At 56.4% G+C, this 20,249-nt stretch carries 22 protein-coding genes and 2 pseudogenes; 13 read left to right on the top strand and 11 right to left on the bottom strand.

Going from position 1 to position 20,249, the window contains the following annotated elements:
• The first annotated feature begins 138 nt into the window (after positions 1-138).
• From DEQ67_RS12995 to DEQ67_RS12975, 5 genes are all read left to right on the top strand, one after another.
• The gene (locus DEQ67_RS12995; protein ID WP_424020120.1) at positions 139-999 is read left to right on the top strand and encodes an ArdC-like ssDNA-binding domain-containing protein; all 861 of its coding nucleotides are present in this window, start codon (positions 139-141) and stop codon (positions 997-999) included.
• Between the two features lie 89 nt (positions 1,000-1,088).
• Complete coding sequence (locus DEQ67_RS12990; protein ID WP_239638478.1) at positions 1,089-1,625, top strand: hypothetical protein; 537 nt, start codon at positions 1,089-1,091, stop codon at positions 1,623-1,625.
• 429 nt (positions 1,626-2,054) lie between these two features.
• Entirely contained in the window at positions 2,055-2,984 is a 930-nt protein-coding gene (locus DEQ67_RS12985) for a transcription initiation factor IIB (RefSeq protein WP_004062856.1), read from the top strand.
• A 310-nt stretch (positions 2,985-3,294) separates the two neighbouring features.
• Entirely contained in the window at positions 3,295-3,822 is a 528-nt protein-coding gene (locus DEQ67_RS12980; RefSeq protein ID WP_424020119.1) for a winged helix-turn-helix domain-containing protein, read from the top strand.
• A complete protein-coding gene (locus DEQ67_RS12975) occupies positions 3,823-4,260 on the top strand; it encodes a hypothetical protein (RefSeq protein WP_424020118.1) in 438 nt (145 codons plus the stop codon).
• A 299-nt stretch (positions 4,261-4,559) separates the two neighbouring features.
• On the opposite strand, the gene DEQ67_RS12970 is transcribed toward DEQ67_RS12975, so the two are convergent.
• From DEQ67_RS12970 to DEQ67_RS12945, 6 genes are read right to left on the bottom strand one after another with little or no spacing between them, the layout of a single operon-like run.
• Positions 4,560-6,665, bottom strand: coding sequence for a VirB4 family type IV secretion system protein (locus DEQ67_RS12970; RefSeq protein ID WP_424020181.1), 2,106 nt, complete (start codon positions 6,663-6,665; stop codon positions 4,560-4,562).
• Entirely contained in the window at positions 6,658-7,773 is a 1,116-nt protein-coding gene (locus DEQ67_RS12965) for a hypothetical protein (protein WP_424020117.1), read from the bottom strand. The genes DEQ67_RS12970 and DEQ67_RS12965 overlap by 8 nt, the downstream gene beginning before the upstream one ends.
• A gap of 6 nt (positions 7,774-7,779) precedes the next feature.
• On the bottom strand, positions 7,780-8,844 hold the full coding sequence (locus DEQ67_RS12960; protein ID WP_424020116.1) for a hypothetical protein: 1,065 nt from the start codon (positions 8,842-8,844) through the stop codon (positions 7,780-7,782).
• Between the two features lie 3 nt (positions 8,845-8,847).
• On the bottom strand, positions 8,848-9,687 hold the full coding sequence (locus DEQ67_RS12955) for a hypothetical protein (protein WP_199522544.1): 840 nt from the start codon (positions 9,685-9,687) through the stop codon (positions 8,848-8,850).
• The gene (locus DEQ67_RS12950; RefSeq protein WP_199522545.1) at positions 9,684-11,426 is read right to left on the bottom strand and encodes a hypothetical protein; all 1,743 of its coding nucleotides are present in this window, start codon (positions 11,424-11,426) and stop codon (positions 9,684-9,686) included. Before DEQ67_RS12950 ends, DEQ67_RS12955 begins: the two co-directional genes overlap by 4 nt.
• 31 nt (positions 11,427-11,457) lie before the next feature.
• Positions 11,458-11,880: a hypothetical protein gene (locus DEQ67_RS12945; protein WP_233509308.1), complete on the bottom strand. Its 423-nt coding sequence runs from the start codon at positions 11,878-11,880 to the stop codon at positions 11,458-11,460.
• Between the two features lie 390 nt (positions 11,881-12,270).
• On the opposite strand from DEQ67_RS12945, the gene DEQ67_RS12940 reads away from it, so the two are divergent.
• The 4 genes from DEQ67_RS12940 (at position 12,271) to DEQ67_RS12925 (ending at position 13,965) form a co-directional block, all read left to right on the top strand.
• Positions 12,271-12,435, top strand: a complete 165-nt coding sequence (locus DEQ67_RS12940; RefSeq protein ID WP_229722465.1) for a hypothetical protein — start codon at positions 12,271-12,273, stop codon at positions 12,433-12,435.
• Positions 12,436-12,542: 107 nt separating this feature from the next.
• Positions 12,543-13,154 carry an HD domain-containing protein gene (locus tag DEQ67_RS12935; RefSeq protein ID WP_115891412.1) on the top strand — a complete coding sequence of 204 codons (612 nt, stop codon included), beginning with the start codon at positions 12,543-12,545 and terminating at the stop codon, positions 13,152-13,154.
• Positions 13,155-13,335: 181 nt separating this feature from the next.
• A complete protein-coding gene (locus DEQ67_RS12930) occupies positions 13,336-13,602 on the top strand; it encodes an AbrB/MazE/SpoVT family DNA-binding domain-containing protein (RefSeq protein ID WP_006601197.1) in 267 nt (88 codons plus the stop codon).
• Positions 13,603-13,605: 3 nt separating this feature from the next.
• Complete coding sequence (locus DEQ67_RS12925; RefSeq protein WP_115803140.1) at positions 13,606-13,965, top strand: type II toxin-antitoxin system PemK/MazF family toxin; 360 nt, start codon at positions 13,606-13,608, stop codon at positions 13,963-13,965.
• 245 nt (positions 13,966-14,210) lie between these two features.
• Here the strand turns inward: DEQ67_RS12925 and DEQ67_RS12920 are convergent, their stop codons facing one another.
• Both DEQ67_RS12920 and DEQ67_RS12915 read right to left on the bottom strand, forming a co-directional pair.
• Positions 14,211-14,468, bottom strand: a complete 258-nt coding sequence (locus tag DEQ67_RS12920; RefSeq protein WP_004062845.1) for a type II toxin-antitoxin system HicB family antitoxin — start codon at positions 14,466-14,468, stop codon at positions 14,211-14,213.
• Between the two features lie 125 nt (positions 14,469-14,593).
• The gene (locus DEQ67_RS12915; protein ID WP_049916507.1) at positions 14,594-14,908 is read right to left on the bottom strand and encodes a hypothetical protein; all 315 of its coding nucleotides are present in this window, start codon (positions 14,906-14,908) and stop codon (positions 14,594-14,596) included.
• Positions 14,909-15,001: 93 nt separating this feature from the next.
• Between DEQ67_RS12915 and DEQ67_RS12910 the strand changes: the two genes are divergently transcribed.
• Positions 15,002-15,343, top strand: coding sequence for a hypothetical protein (locus DEQ67_RS12910; RefSeq protein WP_004062843.1), 342 nt, complete (start codon positions 15,002-15,004; stop codon positions 15,341-15,343).
• Positions 15,344-15,748: 405 nt separating this feature from the next.
• Here the strand turns inward: DEQ67_RS12910 and DEQ67_RS12905 are convergent.
• Positions 15,749-16,093, bottom strand: a pseudogene (locus tag DEQ67_RS12905) (zinc ribbon domain-containing protein); the annotation flags it as partial.
• On the opposite strand from DEQ67_RS12905, the gene DEQ67_RS12900 reads away from it, so the two are divergent.
• The 3 genes and pseudogenes from DEQ67_RS12900 (at position 16,076) to DEQ67_RS12890 (ending at position 19,397) form a co-directional block, all read left to right on the top strand.
• A complete protein-coding gene (locus DEQ67_RS12900) occupies positions 16,076-16,342 on the top strand; it encodes a hypothetical protein (RefSeq protein WP_233509309.1) in 267 nt (88 codons plus the stop codon). The pseudogene DEQ67_RS12905 and the gene DEQ67_RS12900 sit on opposite strands and share 18 nt — an antisense overlap.
• 837 nt (positions 16,343-17,179) lie before the next feature.
• A pseudogene (locus DEQ67_RS12895) lies at positions 17,180-17,961 on the top strand (NAD-dependent epimerase/dehydratase family protein); the annotation flags it as partial.
• A 185-nt stretch (positions 17,962-18,146) separates the two neighbouring features.
• Positions 18,147-19,397, top strand: a complete 1,251-nt coding sequence (locus DEQ67_RS12890; RefSeq protein WP_115891413.1) for an RNA-guided endonuclease InsQ/TnpB family protein — start codon at positions 18,147-18,149, stop codon at positions 19,395-19,397.
• Positions 19,398-19,441: 44 nt separating this feature from the next.
• Here the strand turns inward: DEQ67_RS12890 and DEQ67_RS12885 are convergent, their stop codons facing one another.
• Both DEQ67_RS12885 and DEQ67_RS12880 read right to left on the bottom strand, forming a co-directional pair.
• Positions 19,442-19,615, bottom strand: a complete 174-nt coding sequence (locus tag DEQ67_RS12885; protein ID WP_158547224.1) for a transcriptional regulator — start codon at positions 19,613-19,615, stop codon at positions 19,442-19,444.
• A gap of 194 nt (positions 19,616-19,809) precedes the next feature.
• Positions 19,810-20,223 carry a hypothetical protein gene (locus DEQ67_RS12880; RefSeq protein WP_004062836.1) on the bottom strand — a complete coding sequence of 138 codons (414 nt, stop codon included), beginning with the start codon at positions 20,221-20,223 and terminating at the stop codon, positions 19,810-19,812.
• Positions 20,224-20,249 lie beyond the last annotated feature (26 nt).

The following is a 20,249-nucleotide window of genomic DNA, read 5'->3' as shown; positions in this document are numbered from 1 at the left end:
GGTGGTGAGATTTTGGCTGTTTTGTCACCCCCTGATGGGTGCGGGGCGTACTCAGTGTCCCGCGGGATTTAGATGGCAACGAGAGAACCAACCCAGAGAGAAGCATCGTTTACTGACCAGTCTACTCGCGACGACGAAATGCATCTCGTCGTCGACGAGTGGTTAGCGGACCTCCTTGCCGACGTTGAACAGGCACGAGAAAGCGAGGTGTTCAAAGATTGGTTAGACGTCCAGAGTCGGTTCCACGACTACTCGGCTCGCAATAGCCTCCTCATCGCACTCCAATGCCCGGAGGCGACTCGTGTGGCCGGATACCGAACGTGGCAAGACGACTTCGACAGACAGGTATCGAAAGGGGAGTCGGCAATCTGGATCTGGGCTCCGATCACGGCGAAGACGTGTCCAGTGTGTGGAGAGACGAAAGCCAGACACGACGAGGACTGTGGGAGCGGCGGGGTCCAATACGAGGAGTGGACCACACAACTGCTCAGGTTTAAGCCAGTACCAGTGTTCGACATCTCGCAGACTGACGGCGAGTCCCTTCCAGTGTTGGAAACAGCATCGTACGGTGCGGCTGCTGACTTGGTTGTGTCACTGTGCTCGGCTGCAGACTCGCTTGCACTTTCGGTCAGTCTCGTCCATCCATCAGACTGGGTGCACGGCACTGCACGTGGCATCTGTGAGTACTCCACGCGTGGTCGGCCTCATATCGAGGTTCGAGAACGGCCCAATGACGCTGACATGGCGACGACACTCATCCACGAGTTTGCTCACGGATTGCTGCACGCGGATCAATCGAATCTGCCTGAACGAGCAAGGCGAGAGGTCGAAGCAGAAGCAGTTGCGTATCTTGTCGGTCGATACGTTGGCCTTGATATGAGTAACTCTGCGTTCTATCTCGCAGCGTGGGCTGGAGAGGATGCAGACTCGGTTTTCGAGCGCCTGAATCGGATTTGGTCGGTTGCGAAGTCGATTCTCGGTGCGATACGAGCGGATTAGTACAACCTCAGTCAGGACCAACGCGATTCTGCGCTTTTTATCGCCCCCTGACGGGTGCGGGGGCACTCAGATGCGCTCGATGAACACAGATGACAGTCTCAAACGACCACGAGCGACGCACAACAACCAGCAGTCCAGCCCACGGTCACGACCTCGTCCGCGTCACCGAATGGGTGCCTGGAAGCGAGCCAACCGATTACGAAATCGAACTCTCTGACCTCGATGGCTACCGGACGATATTTTGGCGCTGCCGGAAGTGTGGCCAAGAGCGGACCCGTCAACGGGAGTTCCGCGAACCCTGCACAGTCATCGATGGACAGACACTCCTCAGTGACGGTGGCTACTCTCTCGACGACTCCAGGACGTGGAAAGCGCTCACCGAAGAGATGGACATTCGGTTCGGTGATGTTGGCCCCATCTATGAGGTTGACTCGTCGAGCGGAAAGACGTACGAGGTTGACGTTGAAGCGGGGACGTGTTCGTGTCCAGATCACCGGAAACGTGGTGCCGAGTGCAAACATCTCCGGCGCGTTCTATTCGAAATCCGGACGCGAGTGCTGCCCCAGCCGACTGGCCGCTTCGCAACGTGCGAGCAGGGGACGAGGCGACTTCGCAATTCAATATAATCGGTGAAAATTAACATTGGGGCCGGGAGTTCCCCCGTAATTCTACTTTTAGCGAGAAATTTTGTCACCCTCGAATGGGTGCGGGGCGGTATGCCTCGCTGATTCGAATGCGTACTAACACAACCCAACGAGTCGGGAGTATCGTCGAGCGGACTGAACAGGGCCACGGACTCGTCGTCGTCACTGAGTGGCGAGCAGCGACCGATACGTCACTGACTGCCCTCGCATCGTTCGACCAAGACCGACGTCGATTCTGGCGGTGTACGGAATGCGGACAGGAACACGCCTCCAGAACGGCGTTCGAGTCGGCGTGTATCACAGACCGGTCGGCCGACACGACTCTCGACTAACCTCGAAACAGACTGACCGCAGTTTTATCTCCCCCACAGGGGTGCGGGGGGTGCCGAAGAAGCGCCTCACAGAGAACTCATGGCACTGAGAGACATCTACGAGCGAACATTCGACGAATCGTGCGGAAAAACTATTGATGCGACTGACTGTCCCGAGTGCGACGGCACGCTCACAACGGAGGGTGGCGAAACGGGGTGTGACGAGTGTGGCCTCATCGTCAACCAGTACTACATCGACCACACCCACGGCCCGCGTGTGTTCGATGACGACCCAGAACCGATGCGGCGGACAGGAAGTCGGCTCACACCTGCCCGACACGACTACGGTGTGTCTGCAGAAATCGGTTACAAGCGTGATGCGAACGGGAATCGTGTTTCATCGAAAAAACAGTGGCAACTTCACCGACTTCGTCGTGAACACCGCCGGGCACGCTACGGGTCGAAAGCAGAGCGAAATCTTGCACACGCCCTTCAGGAAATCGCACGGATGTCGAGCGCGCTCGACCTCCCACGAAGTGTGGTCGAAGAAGCAAGTCAGGTCTACCGACAGGCGCAACATCGTGATCTCATCCGTGGGCGGTCGATCGAAATGATGACCGCAGGCAGTCTGTATGCGGCGTGTCGTTGCCGTGGGCTTCAGCGGCGGCCAGGCGAGATTGGCTCGGTTGCTCGGTGTACTGCTGACCAGTTGCGAACTGGCTATCGCGCACTCAAAGTCGACATGGAAATCGAACCACAGATTGTGACGGCACGAACGTACGTCCCGCGGCTTGCGTCGGACTGCCGTGTGACCTCAGAAGTCAACGCACGTGCGTACGAACTCGCCGACCTCGCAGACCGTGAACGGATAACGAACGGACGAAACCCCGCGGGCGTGGCCGCAGCGTGTCTGTACCTCGCTGGGAACGAACGAGGAAGTGCGAAGACACAGGCGGAGTTCGCAGCAGCAGCCAACGTGACGGTATCGACGCTTCGGGCACGGTACTACGAACTGCGAGAGCGGGCCTGAGGCGGAATGCTCTCGGCTACTCTTCGTTGTGGTGGCCGGCGTGAGAGGCTCTCGAACCGAGATTGTGCTGTGTCCATTCTGTCTGCTGTTTCATCGGGCTCGTACGTTCCGTTCTCATAGTCTCCATTGGAGATTGTAACAGTCAGGACAGCGTTTTGTTTCCTCGCACGCCATGGTAATCACCGTCTTCATCCGCGGCAGTGCGATGACACCTGCTGTATTTATAGACACTTCCCAGTCGTTCACGCATTATGTCTCAAATATATGCAAAACACAAAGATATATTGAAGTAAAGCGCTTACACCAACGTATGACTGGATTCGACCCTTCACCTGACTCTGCTTCCGCTCAGAGAAGGTGGCAAGAGGGAACAGACACGTTTGACCGTGTCTATGATGTTGCGTTGGGTGTTACGTCGCCCACGGCGTACACTGACATCGCAGAGTTAGCGGACTGCTCACCTAACGCTGCGAAAAAACATCTTGAACGACTCGCTGAGATGGGAATTCTCCAAGCAGACAGGGACAGTCGACCGGCTCAGTATGAGCGGAATGAGGGGTATCTGGAGTGGCAAGACGCCAGTCGAATTGCAAATGAACTCTCTGTCGAAGAGATCATTGAGCGTGTGAAGGAGCTCGAAGAACGACGACGGGAGTACGAGACACAATTCGAGAGCACAGATCCCAAAGAGGTCTCAGTGTTCGACTACGGTGACCACGACACGATTCACGACCGCATGACCGCGGTCAGTGAGTGGCAGGGAGTGATCCGGGATATTCGGCTCTACGAGCTTGCACGCCAGCTCTCCCAGAATGACGGGCACCTCATTCCAGCCTAAATGAGCACACCACCTGAAGACCCAGAACCGAATTCAACTGGGCCTCCAGACCGTCAGACTCTACGATTGCTTGAGCGACACCTCACGTCGGATTCGCTCGTGGTTGAGACAGAGTTTGACCCGGACTCCTACGAACCACGACTCCTCCACGTATTGCTTGATGCTGGCCGATACCCCGAATCGATAGAAACGGCACGACTAGATGTTCGGTGGTTCACGACTGGTGATCTTTCGATTCACTATATCGAAGCGCATGACGACGGATCCCAATGGGAGTGCCGCTGGGACCGACATCCAAACAATCACAACGCACGGTTGCATTTTCACCAGCCCCCAGATGCAGCGGAGGTCACTGACCTTTCCCTGTCTTCACTCCATCCTCTCGAAGTGTACTCGACTGTTCTCACAGCAGTTGACCAGCGACTTGAATCTCTATGATCGAATCAGTGATGACCTCGTAGATGAATTGGGTTCGCTCCTCGGTTAGTACTCTGCACCGATGCTTTGTGGTGAGTTTCGGGTGGTAGTGTAGGGATCGTGTGCTTGGAGTTCTGCCACACGATGTGTAAGTGTACCACACCGTTTCGAAGAGTGGGGTTCACAGACGGCCTTTCCGACAAACTCGATGCGTCGTGGACACTCTTTGACCTGCAAAAATAGACGCTCTGACAAGTTCACCAAACTGACGCCGAGCGGTGGTCGCTCACTGACGCAGGGGACCTCCCGCCTCAATTCAGTTACGAACGTCTGTACGCTTGATGAGTGGTCTCACCACCGGGTAGCGAACCAGTAGCCGACTCCGTTGGATCGAAGTCAATGACCCGCTTTTCTTTGGGCATCGCCTCAACGCGAATCCCACGCCACTCACCGTCGACGCCAACGAGCGCTTCGGAGTACCCCGCATCCTCATTTCCCGGAATCGCATCTTGGACGAATCGCATCTGCGCGTAGTTCAGCCCAAACTCTGTGGCCCACGTTTCGTCCATTCCGTCAAGGTGGTGGAACTGCTTGACTGCACACTGGTCTAAGATTGCTTCGGACTCTGTGTGTTCGAAGAACTCGTCGACGGTCTGTGTGACGAGTCGAATCGAAAGATCGTGGTGGCGGTGATGACGGAACACCGTCTCCAAGAACGCCAGACTCGCGGCGTCCTGCATAATATACCGTGCTTCGTCAATGACGAACACGACTTCTTTGTCTGTTTCCTTGGCACGCTCGTACACCAAGGAGATGAGAAGCTGCATCGTCAGCGCGGTACTACTGCTGACGCTGCCTTCTTGCTGCGCGAGGTCGAGGTAGATGACCTTCTCGTCGCGGATGTTGAATTCGGATGCCCGCCCGAGGTTTGCATACCGTCCTCCCTCTTCGAACAGCCGAAGTTGTCCAAGGAGCCACGTCGCATCCTCGCGGAGTTTGTCCGCTTCAGCGTTCGTCCGTACGACAAACTCGCTTGGTGACGCAACCATGTCTTCGAAGACGTCCATCATATCTCGAATCGTCGGACTCCGATTGCCATGCGTATCGATCTCGTCTGTGATCCCTTGGCGTTCGTAGGCCTGTTGGAGTCCAAGTTCAAGGGTGGTCCGGCGGTCGCCAAGTGAGATGCCGCGGAGCGCGAAGTAGTTGGTCAAGAAGCTCATTGCGTCGTCGAGTTTCTCGTTGAACGGGCTTGCGTCCTCACCCAGTGCTCGCTGGACGTGTTCGGGTGTCTGGCGGATCTCTAAGGGATTCAACCCGAGCGTCCCACCAACGGTGATGCGCTTGGCGTCCAAGGCTTCGGCGACGCCAGCCCAATTGTTGAGTGGTTCGAGAATGATGCCGATTCGGTCTGTGCTTTGTTCGATCGACCGGATGAAGTTCTGTTTCGAGCCAAATGACTTCCCAGAGCCGGTATCGCCGACGGTGAACATCGCATAGCCGTTTTCGCGAGCGAACGGGTCGATGACGACCGGGCTGTGGGTGTCTTTGTGGATGCCGAATTCGACGCCTCCTTCTTCGAGGATTGTTGCGTTGTGTGGCGACGCAAGGAGTGCGCCAACGGCCCCACCAAGCGCGATTGCGTTGTGACCGATGACGTTCTCTCCAATCGGTGCTGCAGATTGGAGTGCGAGGTCTTGGTTGCAAATCGCTGTCTTCGGTGTGAGACTCGCCGGCTCATCGCGAAGCGTGCTTTTGACGCTTTGGACGGCATCGTGAAGGTCGCCGCGTGTGTCGGCACGGACGGTGACGAACAGTGCTTGGTCGAAGACACGAGTCCCACTCTCGACAGCATTGTACGTCGCCGCAGCCTGGTGTGCCCGCTGTTGGAGATACCCACTTCGAACGCTCCTATCGAGGTCGGCATCGACCTGGAGGTCATCAGCGATCTCTTGGAGTTCGCTTCGAGCACGCATCTGATTCTTCGGTCGAATGTGGGCTGTGAGGTCGAATTCGATGTCTGTTAGCTGAAACAGATCACTGAGGTAGCCATCGCTCGGGTAATCTGGGTAGTCGGTGATCGTGAGTGTGGAGGTCCACTGCTCGCCAACGCGGGCTGCACGCGTCTCCCATTCGATGGCTGGCGGTGCAATCGTCGTCTTGTGTGATTCTGCGATGTCATCGAGAAGTTGCCCCTCAGTGTGTCCTGTTTGGATTGTGTCTTCGTCGAGGACGTCCGAAAAGTCGACTTCAGGCTCGTGATCTTCGTCGACAGCGCGGCGTTTCCACACACCGATCGCTCCGAGCGCAATCACGAGTGCTCCTGCAGCATAGAGTGACGCACCTTCCAGTGACGTTGGCTGTTGGAGCCACCCGACGAGTTGGCGAGTGACTTCGGTCTCTATTTGGAGGCTAAGACTACGCATCGAGATCATCCTCTCGCCGAGACCGTCCGATGATGGGATGGTCACGGATGACCCGTCGTGGATTGTCATAGTCGTGTTCGTGGCCGTTCCAGAAGTCCATCGTCAACACGAACAGTTCGACTGTGCTCAATCGACGAGCAGACCACCCCGACGCCTGTTGGATGAATCCAGACTCGATGTTCGTGATTCGGGTCTCTAATCGCTCGAATAGCCGCCCACGCTCTTCGGCTTTCGAGAGGTCTTCGCGGCGCGTGACGAACGGGTTGAACAGGAAGCCAAGACCAGGGATTTCAGTTAGCTTCTCTGCGGGTGTTTGTTCGTCGCGGAAGCGGTCATAGACTTCGAGTGGCGAGACTTCGACGCCAATGAAGAACCGAATCTGTTGGGTTCCACGGTTTCGCATCGCTTGTGGGCGCGTCTCGCGGTACTCTTCGAGGAGTTCACGGAAGACCAGGTTTTGGGTGACGTCGTCATCCGACAGCCGCTGTTCGATGTTCGCTGTGAGCTGTTCGACCGGGAACGACCGCGTCGTTGCGTGGAACTTCAGCTTTGAATCGAGTTCCTTGTTTGCGAATTCAGCGCCGGCCGCGTGGAGACTCGCCCACTCATCTGACATGGCGAAGTCCATATTCCCTGGGTTGACTTCGATGAACGCCTCCATCACCCCGTCCGACCGCTGGATCGCACCCACGCCGGGCCACGCACGCTCAATGTTGGTGAGGTCCTGTGTTCGTTCATCTGGTTTGAACGGTGTGTAGTTCGCAAGGCCACCCTCGTTTCGGACTGCCCCTTGGGTGACTGTTGCGGTGGGAGCGCTGAACGTTCGGCGCGGTCGCATTGCAAAGCGAGACACGTCTTTGGCCCATGCCCATGCAGTGCGGTGGTCCGGTGCGACATAGACCACGGCCGCACCCAGTCCGACACCCCCTGCGATGAGAGGGACTGCGAGTGAGTCGAGTCCGGTGAGTCCGGCGATGAACAATCCAAGAAGTGGGAACGCAATCAGGACACCAACGTCCCCTTCTTCGATATTGAGCCCTGGGATGCGACTTGCTTCTCCGAATTCGTCCATGATACGGCGTTCTGCAGCGTCTGAATCTGTCGACATGATGAACTAGCGATTGGCGTTGTGTGGGTCGTTCTCGGTCCGGCGATACGAGGCAGTGTCGTGCGTACTGGGGTTTTCAGCTCGGGCGGCGGCTTTCTGGGCGATTACTTGGCCAGCAGCGGCTTTGGGTCCCCAGCGGGCAGCGGTCGTGGCGACGCCCGCACCACCGATGGACGCGCCTGCTGCGACGCTTCCAACGATGACTGCGCCTCTGCTTGCGGTTCCAATTGCTTTCGCAGTGAGTGGCGTTGCGTAGGCGAAGGTCTTCCACGTCAGATAAAGTGCGATGACGGGCAGTGAGACGGCAACGAGATACTGGAGAAAGGCAGTTGGTGGGGAGAACGTCCCGCTGGCGAAGAGCAGGTCGTAGCCTTTGAACACGACTGCTGCGGGGAGTGGGAGGACGACTAAGGGAACGAATCGCTTTGCGAATCCAGTTGCGATGTCTGAGAGGACGGGAATGTTTCCATAGCCGAGTGCGATGGCAATCGGCATCCCATAGACGTAGACGTACAGCAAGATTTCGCGGATGAAAAAGAGGGCTTGAATTGCCCACATCGAAATCCCGCCGAGCGCTGCGAGTAGGAGACCGAGGAGGGGGTTCATCACCGTTGCGCTCAGGAACCCGACCATGACATTACGAAGTGTAGTCAGGTCTGGGAGTAAGGCAATCGTGAATCCATCAATCAGATACAGCGCTAAAACACTGACCCAGTACCACAAGATTATCAGGAAAGCACCAGTCCAAGCGGTTTTCTTAGTCTTGCTGGCCTTATATGTACTTCCGAAATTGAATATTCGAATCGCATGTCGACCTTGGACACACATCACGAGGAGTAACAGGGCGAGGAGCATCACATCACCACCAATGAGAGCGTCTCTTATCGACGGCCATGGTGCGTTTGAGGGAGTACCAAACATGAAGACTCCATTAGTTTGAGGAGTAGGTGTTCCAAACACACTCTCAGTGAAGTCCTGATAGCCGGTCGAGAGGCCTTCTCTGAAAACATCAGTAACCCATGCGATGGCGTCTTTGAAGCCCTCCAGAACGACGTCAATGAGGTCAACCATCGATTACACCTCAGTGATTTCGATAAGGCAATCATGCATCACGTCAGAGCCCGAATACTGCACGTTGAAATCACGCTCAACATTTTGTGTCGTAGTGCGGACCTCAAATGTGACTTTGAACTGTCCCTCGTTGCCGGTGATCAAGCAACCCATGCCCTTCTCGCCAATCTCTGCCCCGAATGGGAACGAGTTACTGAACAGATCGATTTCATCACCAGGTAGAATGGATACGGCATCGCTGTCGTGAATTCCACCTCCATGAGGATTCTCTATCGGGTTTGGTACATCACCCACAAACCGAAGTTCAATAACAGCTTCTGGTCCGGTTCCAGTATTCGCTACAGTGACGAACGCTTCACCGTTCTTTTTTGTATCAGTCTCACTCTCTCCATAGACCTCATCCCACGGCTTGTCTGGGTTGTTCCTGAAGAGACCGACATCGACGATTTCGAGTTGCGGTCGGATCTCTAGACTCGTCCCGGCCGCGGTCTCCCCATCTTGAACTGCGAGAACTCGATATTCACCAGGGTCGTACGCAGTTCCAATCTCGAATGAGACCTGCTGAACGCCGGCTGCAACCTCCCGTGTCCCGAATAACTCGCCATTCGGCTGGATGAGGTTGACACGGTCGACGTCAGCCTCAGAGCCAAGTTCTACACCAAGCTCGGTTCCCTCAACAGCGACCTGACGCAGGATACCCTGTTCGTCAGAATCGTCATTCGGGGTGGTAGTCCCATCACCGGTCTCAGTACTCCCGTTGAGACAGCCAGCGAGACCAGCGGAGAGCACTGCTGCTGTTCGGAGCACGGTACGTCTATCGAACGTCGATTGATCGTGTGTCATGGATATCGTTCAGAATCATCTCGTAGGCCGAAGAATCGGAGAATCTGCCTCCCTGCATAGAACACTACAACAAATGGAATGAATTGCCAGCCAACCTCAATGAGTAACCCAACCCACCCATCGAGGGTTCCGAGTGGATGCCATCGGACAGTCGCCGTGTCCGAAACATAGGCTGGTGTTGCGACCAGCCACGTTCCCGGATGATAGCGTGCCGTGTAGACCCCGGGTTGGTCGATAGTGACGACCGCGACGCCGGACTCGTTCGTCCGAACACGCTGGTCGGCGATGGCGATATACCCTCCACCGGATTCGCCATTGAGCGAGACGTGGCGTTCGTCGGCAGTGAGGTCGATCGGAGAGCCAGTCGCGGTATCGCGAAGTTCGATGTGGACAGTCGCCTGCTCGTTCGTCTGCGAGACCACTTCGGCGGTGAGTCGACTCTCGCGAAGTTCGCGATCAGGCCCACTGCTCACCGTTGACGTGATGGGTGTCGCGTCGACGCCGCGGACGATACCGCTCACACTGAGTGCATCACGGTCGAGGTTGTCTGTGCGGACTGCAAGTCCGTAGGTGGGCGTATACGCTCGGTCTACGACCTCGACAGAAACCGTCTCTGGGAGTGTCGCGTGTGGTGAGGTACGTTCTCTCCCCCACGAGTCGAGTATCGTCGGGCCATCACGAATTGGTTCAGCTCGCGGCCCGATGCGTGATGGGTAGGCATGAACGTACACCGGGAGTGCCTCGGAATGAATCTCGGTTTCGTCTGTGGCCGTTGCTTGGGTGAGCCGGTCCCAGCGTGGGTCACGAGCCGTGTAAAACCGCCAGACACCGCGAACGCGTGAGTCGCCATCCTCGGTGAGCGTGTAGCCTTGCCACGGCCGAGACTGGAAGATCGCAACCCCGGTGTCGCCATTGGGATACGCTGCGTCGTAGGCAGACGCGTGGAGATTGTACACCTCAACATCGAGTGAATCCGCGACGGTGATCGTCTCGGTTCGATACGCGACTTCTGTCTGGGTACGATTCCCGATTGTGGTTGTCGTCGTCTGCTTGAGTCGGACATCGATGTCGGCTTCGAGGGTGAGCGTCGTACTCCACGCGTCGTCGAGTTGGTACGCAAGGACTGGTGTATGGCTCCCTCCTGTGCGGACGATAACGTCGTCATCAGACTTCAGGCGGACCGCTGAGATCCCGTCGTCGACGAGTGCCCACGTGATAGACGACCGATTGGAGTGATGGCCATCTGGAATCCGAACACGATAATCCACAAATCCACGGATAGCACCCTCCGGTGCGACGTACAGTGGCGTCTCACCTGCTTCGAGATGGCCTCGCGTCGATGGATGGACGGCGAAGACTGTCGCGTGTGCATCGTCGATGAAGCGTCCACTTGTGAGAGACGCGTGGTCGGGATACAGCGATGTCTGTGAATTGCCTGCGCTCAGGTCACGGAAGTCATTGCGTGTCCACGTTGCCGCGGTCGCCGGTGGACGGGTGAACGTGATGTCTGTCCCATTGGCGAGTTGCTGGATCGGGGTTCGGCTTTCGCCGTAGCGCTGGCGATACGCCGTCTCGTTTAGGTACGCATCTGCGTCACGAGACCACAAGGTTGCGGTCTCGTTTTCGGTCAAGCCATTGTCTTCTGTCCCCGGGCGTGGTGGCGTGGCTGTGACGAGACCGGCGAGACCACTCGTGAGAAGGAGGCAAACGAAGACGACAGACCACGCGGGAGTGCGCATACGGGAAGGCAATGTGAGTCTCTCGACCAGTTTACCAGGGGGAGAGATCGACACACTGCGCAAGTGGCAGTCCCATCAACGACCCCGCAACGGTGTAGAGGGGACCGAGTACGAGCAGGGTGACCGCAGACTTCAGCGCCACCCGCATGTGTTCTTTCAGTTTGGCTTTCTGCTCGTGATTCGTCGTAAACATCTGGAAGAGCGAATCGCCTTGCCAGACAACGATGAGACCGATCAGTCCGAGCGCCGTGGTTAATTGGAAGAAGCCTTCGAGCATCTGCGGCAGTTTGCTTGTACTGCAGATGACTCCATCTTGAGCTGCAACAGGCTGTGTGAGGACGGCGAGTCCAATGAGGGCAGTTATCGCGAGGATACGGCCGGGCGAAACAACTCGAATTGAATCGTGAACTGGATTGACTACTGTATTGGTTGGGCTGTCTTTTTCGTTCGACATGTGGGTTGCTTGTGAATTGTGCCGGGGAGCTACAATTCCTACACATTCAACTTTCAGGCGATAATTAAGTTCTTTTGATTGCTGAATGTGTGGTTTGAGTGCTATTATCTGTTAATTATCTAGATTTCAATGGTAGTTCATCATTTCACGACTATCTTGTATACGAGGAGTTTACTGCAGATTTCAACCCAAGGTCACACCACGAACGAGCCTGCTGTTTGTGCGTGAGTGGCCGAACGTGCGTTCACTGCCACTCAATGTGGTGGGCCCTGCCAGTACTGTCGCTGCATTGCTCACTCGGTGTGCGGTGTGTCTTCTTTCGAGAACGAAAGGCGAATACACAACACACGCGACCACTACCACATACCACCCCAGCCAGGAGAAGAGCGTGTGATTGATGCAGTCTATCCAGATGATCCGAATGACGTGCTTCGGATGGTTCTTGAGAGTATCGAGAAGCGAATCAACGATATCTGGGCGTCAACAGATCTGGTTTTTCCGTCGGAATACGAATTCGAGCAGGAGGACGGCGCAGACTATCTCGTCGGCAATTGACTAATTGATTGGTCTTCAAGACGGAAACCCGCAACTTCAGATTGAATGTCGGCAACCCGGCGGACTAGTCTCGATGAGTTGAACTGGCCACTTCCCTTCTCCACGATATGATGACCAACGAACTCGACTCCTTGCTTGAATGGTTCGAGTTGAAGGACGAACTTCGGACGGGATGGGTGCTTCGGAATATCGACTCGCCTGAATCGGTCGCAGCCCACACGTGGGGGACAGCGTCGCTTTGTCTGCTCTATGCCGACCAGCAAGAGGTTGACCGTCAGAAAGCAGTGACGATGGCACTCATTCACGACCTCGGCGAAGCTCGAACGGGTGATATCGCAACCCGCGCGGAGGACGGACGCCAGACCATCCCCACGTCCGAGAAGGAGTCGGCTGAACGGAGCGCAGTAACCGATCTCGTCGGACCGTTCGCGGACACCGAACTGCTGTCGCTTTGGGAAGAGTACGAAGCTCGTGACACCCCGACAGCACAGTTCGTCAAGGACATGGATCTGATTGATAATTGCCTCCAGGCGCTCAAGTACGAGCGCCAAGGTCGGTACGACGACGCTGAAGCGAACGACCACTTTGCCGAGTTCGAGAATCTGGACGAGTTCTTTGCTACCGCCGCGCCTCGTTTCCAGACAGAAGTCGGCCAGGACTTGTTCGAGCAAATTAAATCGCAGTACGAACGAGAACTCGGGCGACCCTGCCAACTCTGAATACGTCTTTCAGTCGCAACTCCCCCCTGCTCGGTGTAACTCCTGTATTGACCACGACTGGGTCAGAATATATTATTTTCTGAGGATTTCAACAGAGCCCTTTCGACAGATTCCCACATCGGTCCGTACTGACTGCCTTCCGCCCGAAGCGCTTATCAGTATGAATATGATACGAATATGTATGAGTAAGGGTGAACGCCGGAAAGTCGGGGAGCGGGGCCAGGTAACGATCCCCAAAGAGCTCCGCGAACGCTTCGGAATAAAGGGAGGAGACGACGTCGTGATCCACGAAGAGGCGGGCAAGCTCGTTATCGAGCGGTCAATCACTCGTGAAGAGTTGGCCGCAGGGTACCGCCAGCGTGCCCAACGGACCCGCGAACTCGCTAACGAACTGGAGGGTGTCTCGACGGAGGCTGATGAACACCTGGGCGATGCCCCAGAGTGGTAGCGAATGGCCACGTCTGTCCGTCGAGGAGACGTCGTTATTGTTGAACTCAATCCGACGCAGGGATCCGAACAACGGGGAACGCGTCCGTGTCTTGTCGTGCAGAATAACGTCGGGAATGCAAACGCACCGACAACGATCGTTGTTCCGTTCACTACCTCATTCGGAGAGCAGCTCTACCCGTTCGAAGTGCTCGTCCCAGCCGAAGAGTGTGCGCTTCGAGAGGATTCTGTCGCGCTCTGTAGCCAGGTTCGAACCGTCTCCGTAGAGCACCGCATCACAGAGAACATCGGCTCGATTCCGCAAGAGCGGATGGACGAGGTCGATACCGCACTCGAATACAGTCTCGGCCTCACCGAGGTCTGAGAGGGATTGGCAAACGTTCTCGTGTTCTCAGTCGTCTAAGGCCTGTAATAGGGGGTTTCGCATGGTGATGAGCAAGATTTGGGTGCATGGATACTCGTTCGATGCGATGCAGTTGTCTGGCGGGAGACGCCTGTATTCGTCAGTCTATCACTCGGTTCGAGGGGTGGGAGACAGCCGCATCATCCTGTCTGCGTCATCTGCTCAAAGGCAACAAGGGACTCATCGAGCACCCTGAGTACGCCGCGTTATTGCGTGAAGTCGGGCAGGCCGCGGTTCTCGAACTCATCGGAGTTGAGGCCAAGTTCTTCGAGGTCATCGTCGGTGAGGGGTTCACCACCTCCCTCGTGGAGAACAAGAACCTCCGCAAGTTGCGAGAGTGCTTCCGCCCGGGTGTCGCCATCACGTGCGAGATTGGTCTCGGTGTCGTAGGCGGTGATGCTCCCATCATCTTCGCGGACGAACTCAACTCCGTTGGGGTCACCGTCCCGGGTCGCACTTGCCATACTGAACTCGAATCAATCTCAGACGATAAGCGTTCGGACGGTGAAGAGTCCCGTGCAGACCCTTCCTCAATCCCGTTCCCAGGGGGCAGGCGTGAATATCTAACTTTCGAGATTCTACAGTCGGCTCACCCCCAGTCGTGATCTTTGATCCCTTCGTAGTGTTTCAGACGAGTCTCAATCTCCCACGTTTCCCAGCGACATTCATGGTAAAGGACATCAGCAAGCTTGTCGAAATTACTTTTGTCGAGTTCGATACCACGATTTCCACGGTGAGTGATATAGGGCTCGCTCCGAAGATCGGCGTAGACCTCACGTGCGACTGGGTAGTCATTGCCGATAGCCGAGAGGCTGAGGAGGTCTTCTTCGGTAATCGGTGTCCCCCACTTGTGTTTCGCGATCATTGTTGCTAAGAGGGCGCATTTCACCGACGGCTTCTCCATGATCGAAGAATCAAGTCGGCCGCATATAAATACTGTTAATGGCCGTTAACACTAGTGGAAACGTTTATACACGCAGAATGGGTGAATCTCTGTATGAGCAGTATAGAGCACGCGGCTGATCGAGGAGACAAAAAGGAACTCCGAAAGGAGCACCCGAGTGGATGGCTCTATCTCACGCAACACGACGCCATCCCGATTCTCGTAGACGCATTGCTCGATCTTCCGCCAAACCGTGAGTTCAACAAAACAGAGTTCGCAGACCACGCCGGCGTCACACGCCAGACTGTCGGCAATTACACGGACCTCTTGATTGAGGTTGAACTCATCGAAGAAGTACCGGACACGTCACCGCGCCGGTACCGGGTCACAGACAGCACCGTCGTCCGAGAACTCTTTGAACTGAACAGCGCGCTCAATAGCGTCGGTCGCGAGTGAACAGTCGGTCGTGGACTCGGCGTCTCGGTTGTGGTCACGGGGATACCGTATTCAAACGTGGTAACCCACACCCCTCGTACCGAGTGACAGACTGGTGAGTGACGGCGTTGTGACGCCTGAAGTCGTAGAACAGCACACACAACAGGACCAACGAAGAGCGTATCGCTGGCCATGCAAGAACGCCTGTGACTGTAGCTCCTGACGATGCATACAAAGACCACCCTCCAATGTGTTCCGTGTTCTGTCTCTTTATGTCCTCTCTCACACCGGTTTGCAAGTGTTCTCGTCACGTCGTGGGAAGTCGAAGGCATTCGACTACGACGGTGTCACGGAGGGGGACCCACACCGTGATCGAAGTAAGCTCCCACGCCCCGAAGAGCGTGGCATTCAGCGTGGACTCCCGTTCTAACTGCTGAGAGCAGTAGGCGAATATTCGCCATTCACGTTCAACATCCCGCTGTTCAAGCGCACGCCTACGGGTGCGCCTCCACGTCCAGACTTTTGCTGGTCGCGGAGATACTTCAAGCCGATATTCTTCGCCGCGTTGTAATCTGCGTGAACATCGTATCCACACTTCAGACAACCAACTTCGTCTTGACCGTTGGTGTGTGGCCGGTTATCCTCGTGGGTGAACCCACACTTTGAGCAACGTTGGCTCGTGTACGTTGGATTAATCTGCTTCACCACAAGTCCTGCAGACTCGGCTTTGTACGTGACGTACTCGAACAAGCGGTGGAACGCCCACCTGTGCTTACGACCGTGTACGCGCTGCTGCTCGGTGTGACCTACGAACTCACTCGGAATCTTGTGCTCGTGGGCTTGTTCCACGGAACGTTCGACCTCAACCCGCTGTTCGTCGTCAGCGAGACGGGTGCGCCAGTCGAGGACCTGACGCTCCTCGTCTTGCCGGTGGCACTCGTCGTCTTCTGGGGCTATCGACGGTGGGCCAAGACACAGCGGCCGACCGACTTCAAACCACAGACGACCGTCGTCGAGTGAACAGGCAGTCGTTCTGAACGCACATCAGTTGTCGACGACGTTTTCGATGATGACTGAGACATCGGTTGTACCGACTTACTCAAACCGGTCTTAAGCTGATTTAGATAGTGGCGCGATCTGGGCCACTTAGTCAAATTTGGAGCGAGTTTACTGGGTCTGGATGACGCCATCGGTACCGAGGGCCTCTGCCTTCTCGACCACTTCGCTCACGTGTCTGTGAGATACGGCAGCTCGTACTGTCATTCAAATTCATCGCCCCACGAGTACCGAGACGTCGTCGTATCGAGGCCGATTTTCGCACCGACGACGAGTGTTGGGTCTGGTTCGCTCTCGCTGTACCCCTGCGTGTCGAACACGTCGTTGAACGCGTCGCTCCGAACCCACGACAGCCACGTTGTTTCAGCATTTTCTCCAAAGAGTGCAAGCACTCGGTCATCGACCAGCCACTCGACCGCCTGCTCGGCGTCAGTGTCCGTCTCATCGGGGAGAACGAGCAGGTCGGCTGTGGGATTCGCTCACCGTCTCGATGTCTGCAGGGATTGAGAGGTCCAGTCCATCGGCGACGTACACCGGCGTCACGTCGAGCCGCTCGTAGGTCGGCCGCTCTGCGTCCGAAGCGTCCGTTGGGAGGGCCGAACACCAAGCGAGAGAACTGAGAGCGACAATGCCGCACGCATGGAGGGTGTTCCGGCGGGTGTAGTGTTGCATGGAACCGAGTCAGTCGGCGGGACTGGAAAAGTATCTATGAGATAATTAGTTCCAATTGGTTCCAGCTGGTAAACCGTGGTCGTCTCTCGTCTGGTGAACGATTACCACCCGCTGTCTGGGTCACACAGTTCTGTGGAGTTCCACGACATGACGGTCTTCGACGACGACCTCCCGACCGAGGGCGTCGACGTGGTGTTCCACCTCGCGACGCTGTCGTCGTACAAGATGCACGAGGAGAACCCGACGAAAGGCGCTCGCGTGAACATCGAAGGCTTCGTCAACACGGTCGAACAGGCGCGAAAGGACGGCTGTGACACCGTCGTCTACGTGACGACGTCCTCGATTTATGGCTCGCAGACGGAACCGTCGCCCGAGGATATGCCCGTGGAGTCGCGGACGGGCTACGAAGCGTCGAAACTCGGCCGTGAGCGCTACGCGGAGTACTTCCACCATCACTACGACATGCAACTGGCTGGGATGCGCTTTTTCTCGGTGTACCAGGGCTCCGGCGGCGCGGAAGAACACAAAGGCGAGTTCGCGAATACGGTCGCGCAGTTCACCGACAAAATCGCCAACGGCGAGTCGCCGGAGCTGTTCGGCGACGGCTCGCAGACGCGTGACTTCACCCACGTGGATGATATCGTTCGGGGGTCGAACTCGCCGCAGAGGAGCGTCTGCAGGGCATCTACAATCTCGGGACTGCCGAGAGCTACTCGTTCAACGAGATGGTCGAGATGATCAACGAGGTGCTCGGGACAGATGTGGAGCCTGAGTACGTGGAGAATCCGTTCGAGGTGTACGTCCACGACACGAAAGCCGACTACTCGAAGATGCACGAGGCGACCGGGTGGGAGCCCGAGGTTTCGTTCGAGGAGGGTGTCGAGCGGGTTTGTGAGCCGTATCTCGACTGACGACGACACTCGCGGTTGTGTTTCAACCGGGCGTTTTGGTTCACAGAGATGCAAGGAGGAAGCCCACGGCTTCAGCCGTGGGAGGAATCCGACAAACCACTCCACCAACCACGAGCAATAGCAGTCTGACTCCCCCACACCGGTCGTAGAAATTATAAAACACCACTCCGTATGTGAAGTTACAGATGGAGGTTAAGCGAACCGTTCCGGTCAAACTCTCGGTTCCCGACGACCGAGTGGACGACCTCCATCAGACCATCGAGCAGTTCAACCACGCCTGCAACTACACCGTCCAGAACGGTAGGAACGACGACGGCTACCTCATCCTCAACAAGTCGAAGATACACGACGAAGTGTACCACGACTTGCGAGACGAGACAGACCTCCCCGCGAACCTCTGTATTCGGGCGTACTCGAAAGCCGTCGAAGCGATGAAGTCCACCGTTGCCGACTGGAAGAAGGGCAACAGCCGACCGCTCCCCCGATTCAACGAGCCGTCCGCCGTCTACGACAAACGAACGCTGACTATCAAGGACAGGTCGGCCACGCTTTCGACTATCAACGGCAGAGTCGCTGTGGACTACGTTCTCGGGGACTACCAGAAGTCCTACCTCGATGATGACGACTACGAGAGGCGGATGGGGACGCTCCACTACCGCGAAGACGACGACGCGTTCTACCTCCATATCGTCATCAAGAAAGAGGTAGAAGAACGCGACGGTGACAAGATACTGGGCGTGGACTTGAACCTGAAGAACGTCGCCGTGACCAGCACGGGGTCGTTCTACGATGGTGGCGAACTGTTGTGGGGTCAGAACCACTACTTCCGCGTGCGTCGAAGCCTTCAGCACAAAGGCACTCGCTCCGCCAAGCAGGCACTCCGGCAATTGTCGGGGCGAGAAAACCGCTTCGTGCTGAACCGCCTGCACACGATTTCTCGACGCATCGTGGAGGAAGCCGACGTCCACGGCTGCTCGTACATCGCCGTCGAACGCCTGACCCATATCCGCGAGCGGATGAACAACGGGAACGACCAAGTGAAGCGTCAGATGCACAACTGGGCGTTCCGCGAACTCCAAGAGATGCTCGCGTACAAGGCCGCCGAGTACGGTATCCGCGTTGAGGATATACCGCCCGCGTTTACGAGTCAAACCTGTTCTCGGTGCGGGCATCAGTCCAGCACGAACCGTAACTCGGACGGTTGGTTCGAGTGTAACGACTGTGGGTACTCGGTTGACGGTGACTACAACGCGAGCAAGAACATCGGTTTCAAGTTGCTAACTTTACCATCGGGCAAACGTCCCGATGGGTTGGGCGACGGTCATCTCGCCCTCAAGTCTGGGACGCTGAACGGGAACGGCGAGTACACCGCCTACTCCACGTCGGAGGCAGACCGGGAGTCCACGGACAAGCCCACGACTTCAGTCGTGGGTTGATGACACCTTGGTCAATCGCTACCCGAGCATAGGGTCCACCAGCGTCACTTATCGCAGTGTTTCTCCGCACCCTTTCGAACCGCATCTCTGTGCTTCTGGGCAATTGGGTCGGCCTTTTCGATACGCGGCGTCGTCTCTTCTCGCTTTGAAGACGTTTCCTCAATAAGTTGCTCCATGCGGGCGAGAATTTCTTTGGGGTCGTCTTCCGAGTCAACCATGGCTATACTCCTACAAAGAGTGGGAATAAGTATATCCGATTTGGTCAGTCGACCTCGTTCATCCCTAAGCAATACGTCTACAGAAAACACGCGGGTATGCGATCGCACTATGTATCAACGCAGAGTGCCTCGGGCTTGTCCCTGTGGTACTTCACTATGGCGTCTTGACGCGTGACTTTGGCTACGCACACGGCCTACTTTCTGACCCCGCGTCGGTCCGTGGAGTATGCATACAAATAGGTACACACGAGAATCGCCGCGCCAAGGCCGACCATATTCTGCAGCAGGTCTGTGACCGTCACGACGAACATGAGCGAGAACACGCCGTAACACGCCAGCCCGCCAAAGAGACACATCGTGAATCGCTTTCGAACCCAGTACAGTTCGTGTTCGCGTTTCTGTGGGAGGCCATCAACCACCGGCCAGTACGACCCTGCGACAAAGCCGACGGCGATTGCACACACGAACAGTAACAACAGCGTTTGTCCACTCCAATGCAGGAGTTCACTCGGCGTCCAGTGGGTGACGGCACTCACGACGAGGATTGACGCACTTCCGACCGTTGGAGATGCGATGGAGGCAATCCCAGCACCCTGGCAGGCGGCCATGAATCGAGTCAGCGGGTCTGGACGAG

This window comes from Haloferax sp. Atlit-48N (assembly GCF_003383015.2).
GTDB classification, from domain to species: Archaea; Halobacteriota; Halobacteria; order Halobacteriales; family Haloferacaceae; genus Haloferax; species Haloferax volcanii.
Note: the sequence above shows the minus strand (reverse complement) of the source record. Positions and strands in the feature narration are given on the sequence as shown.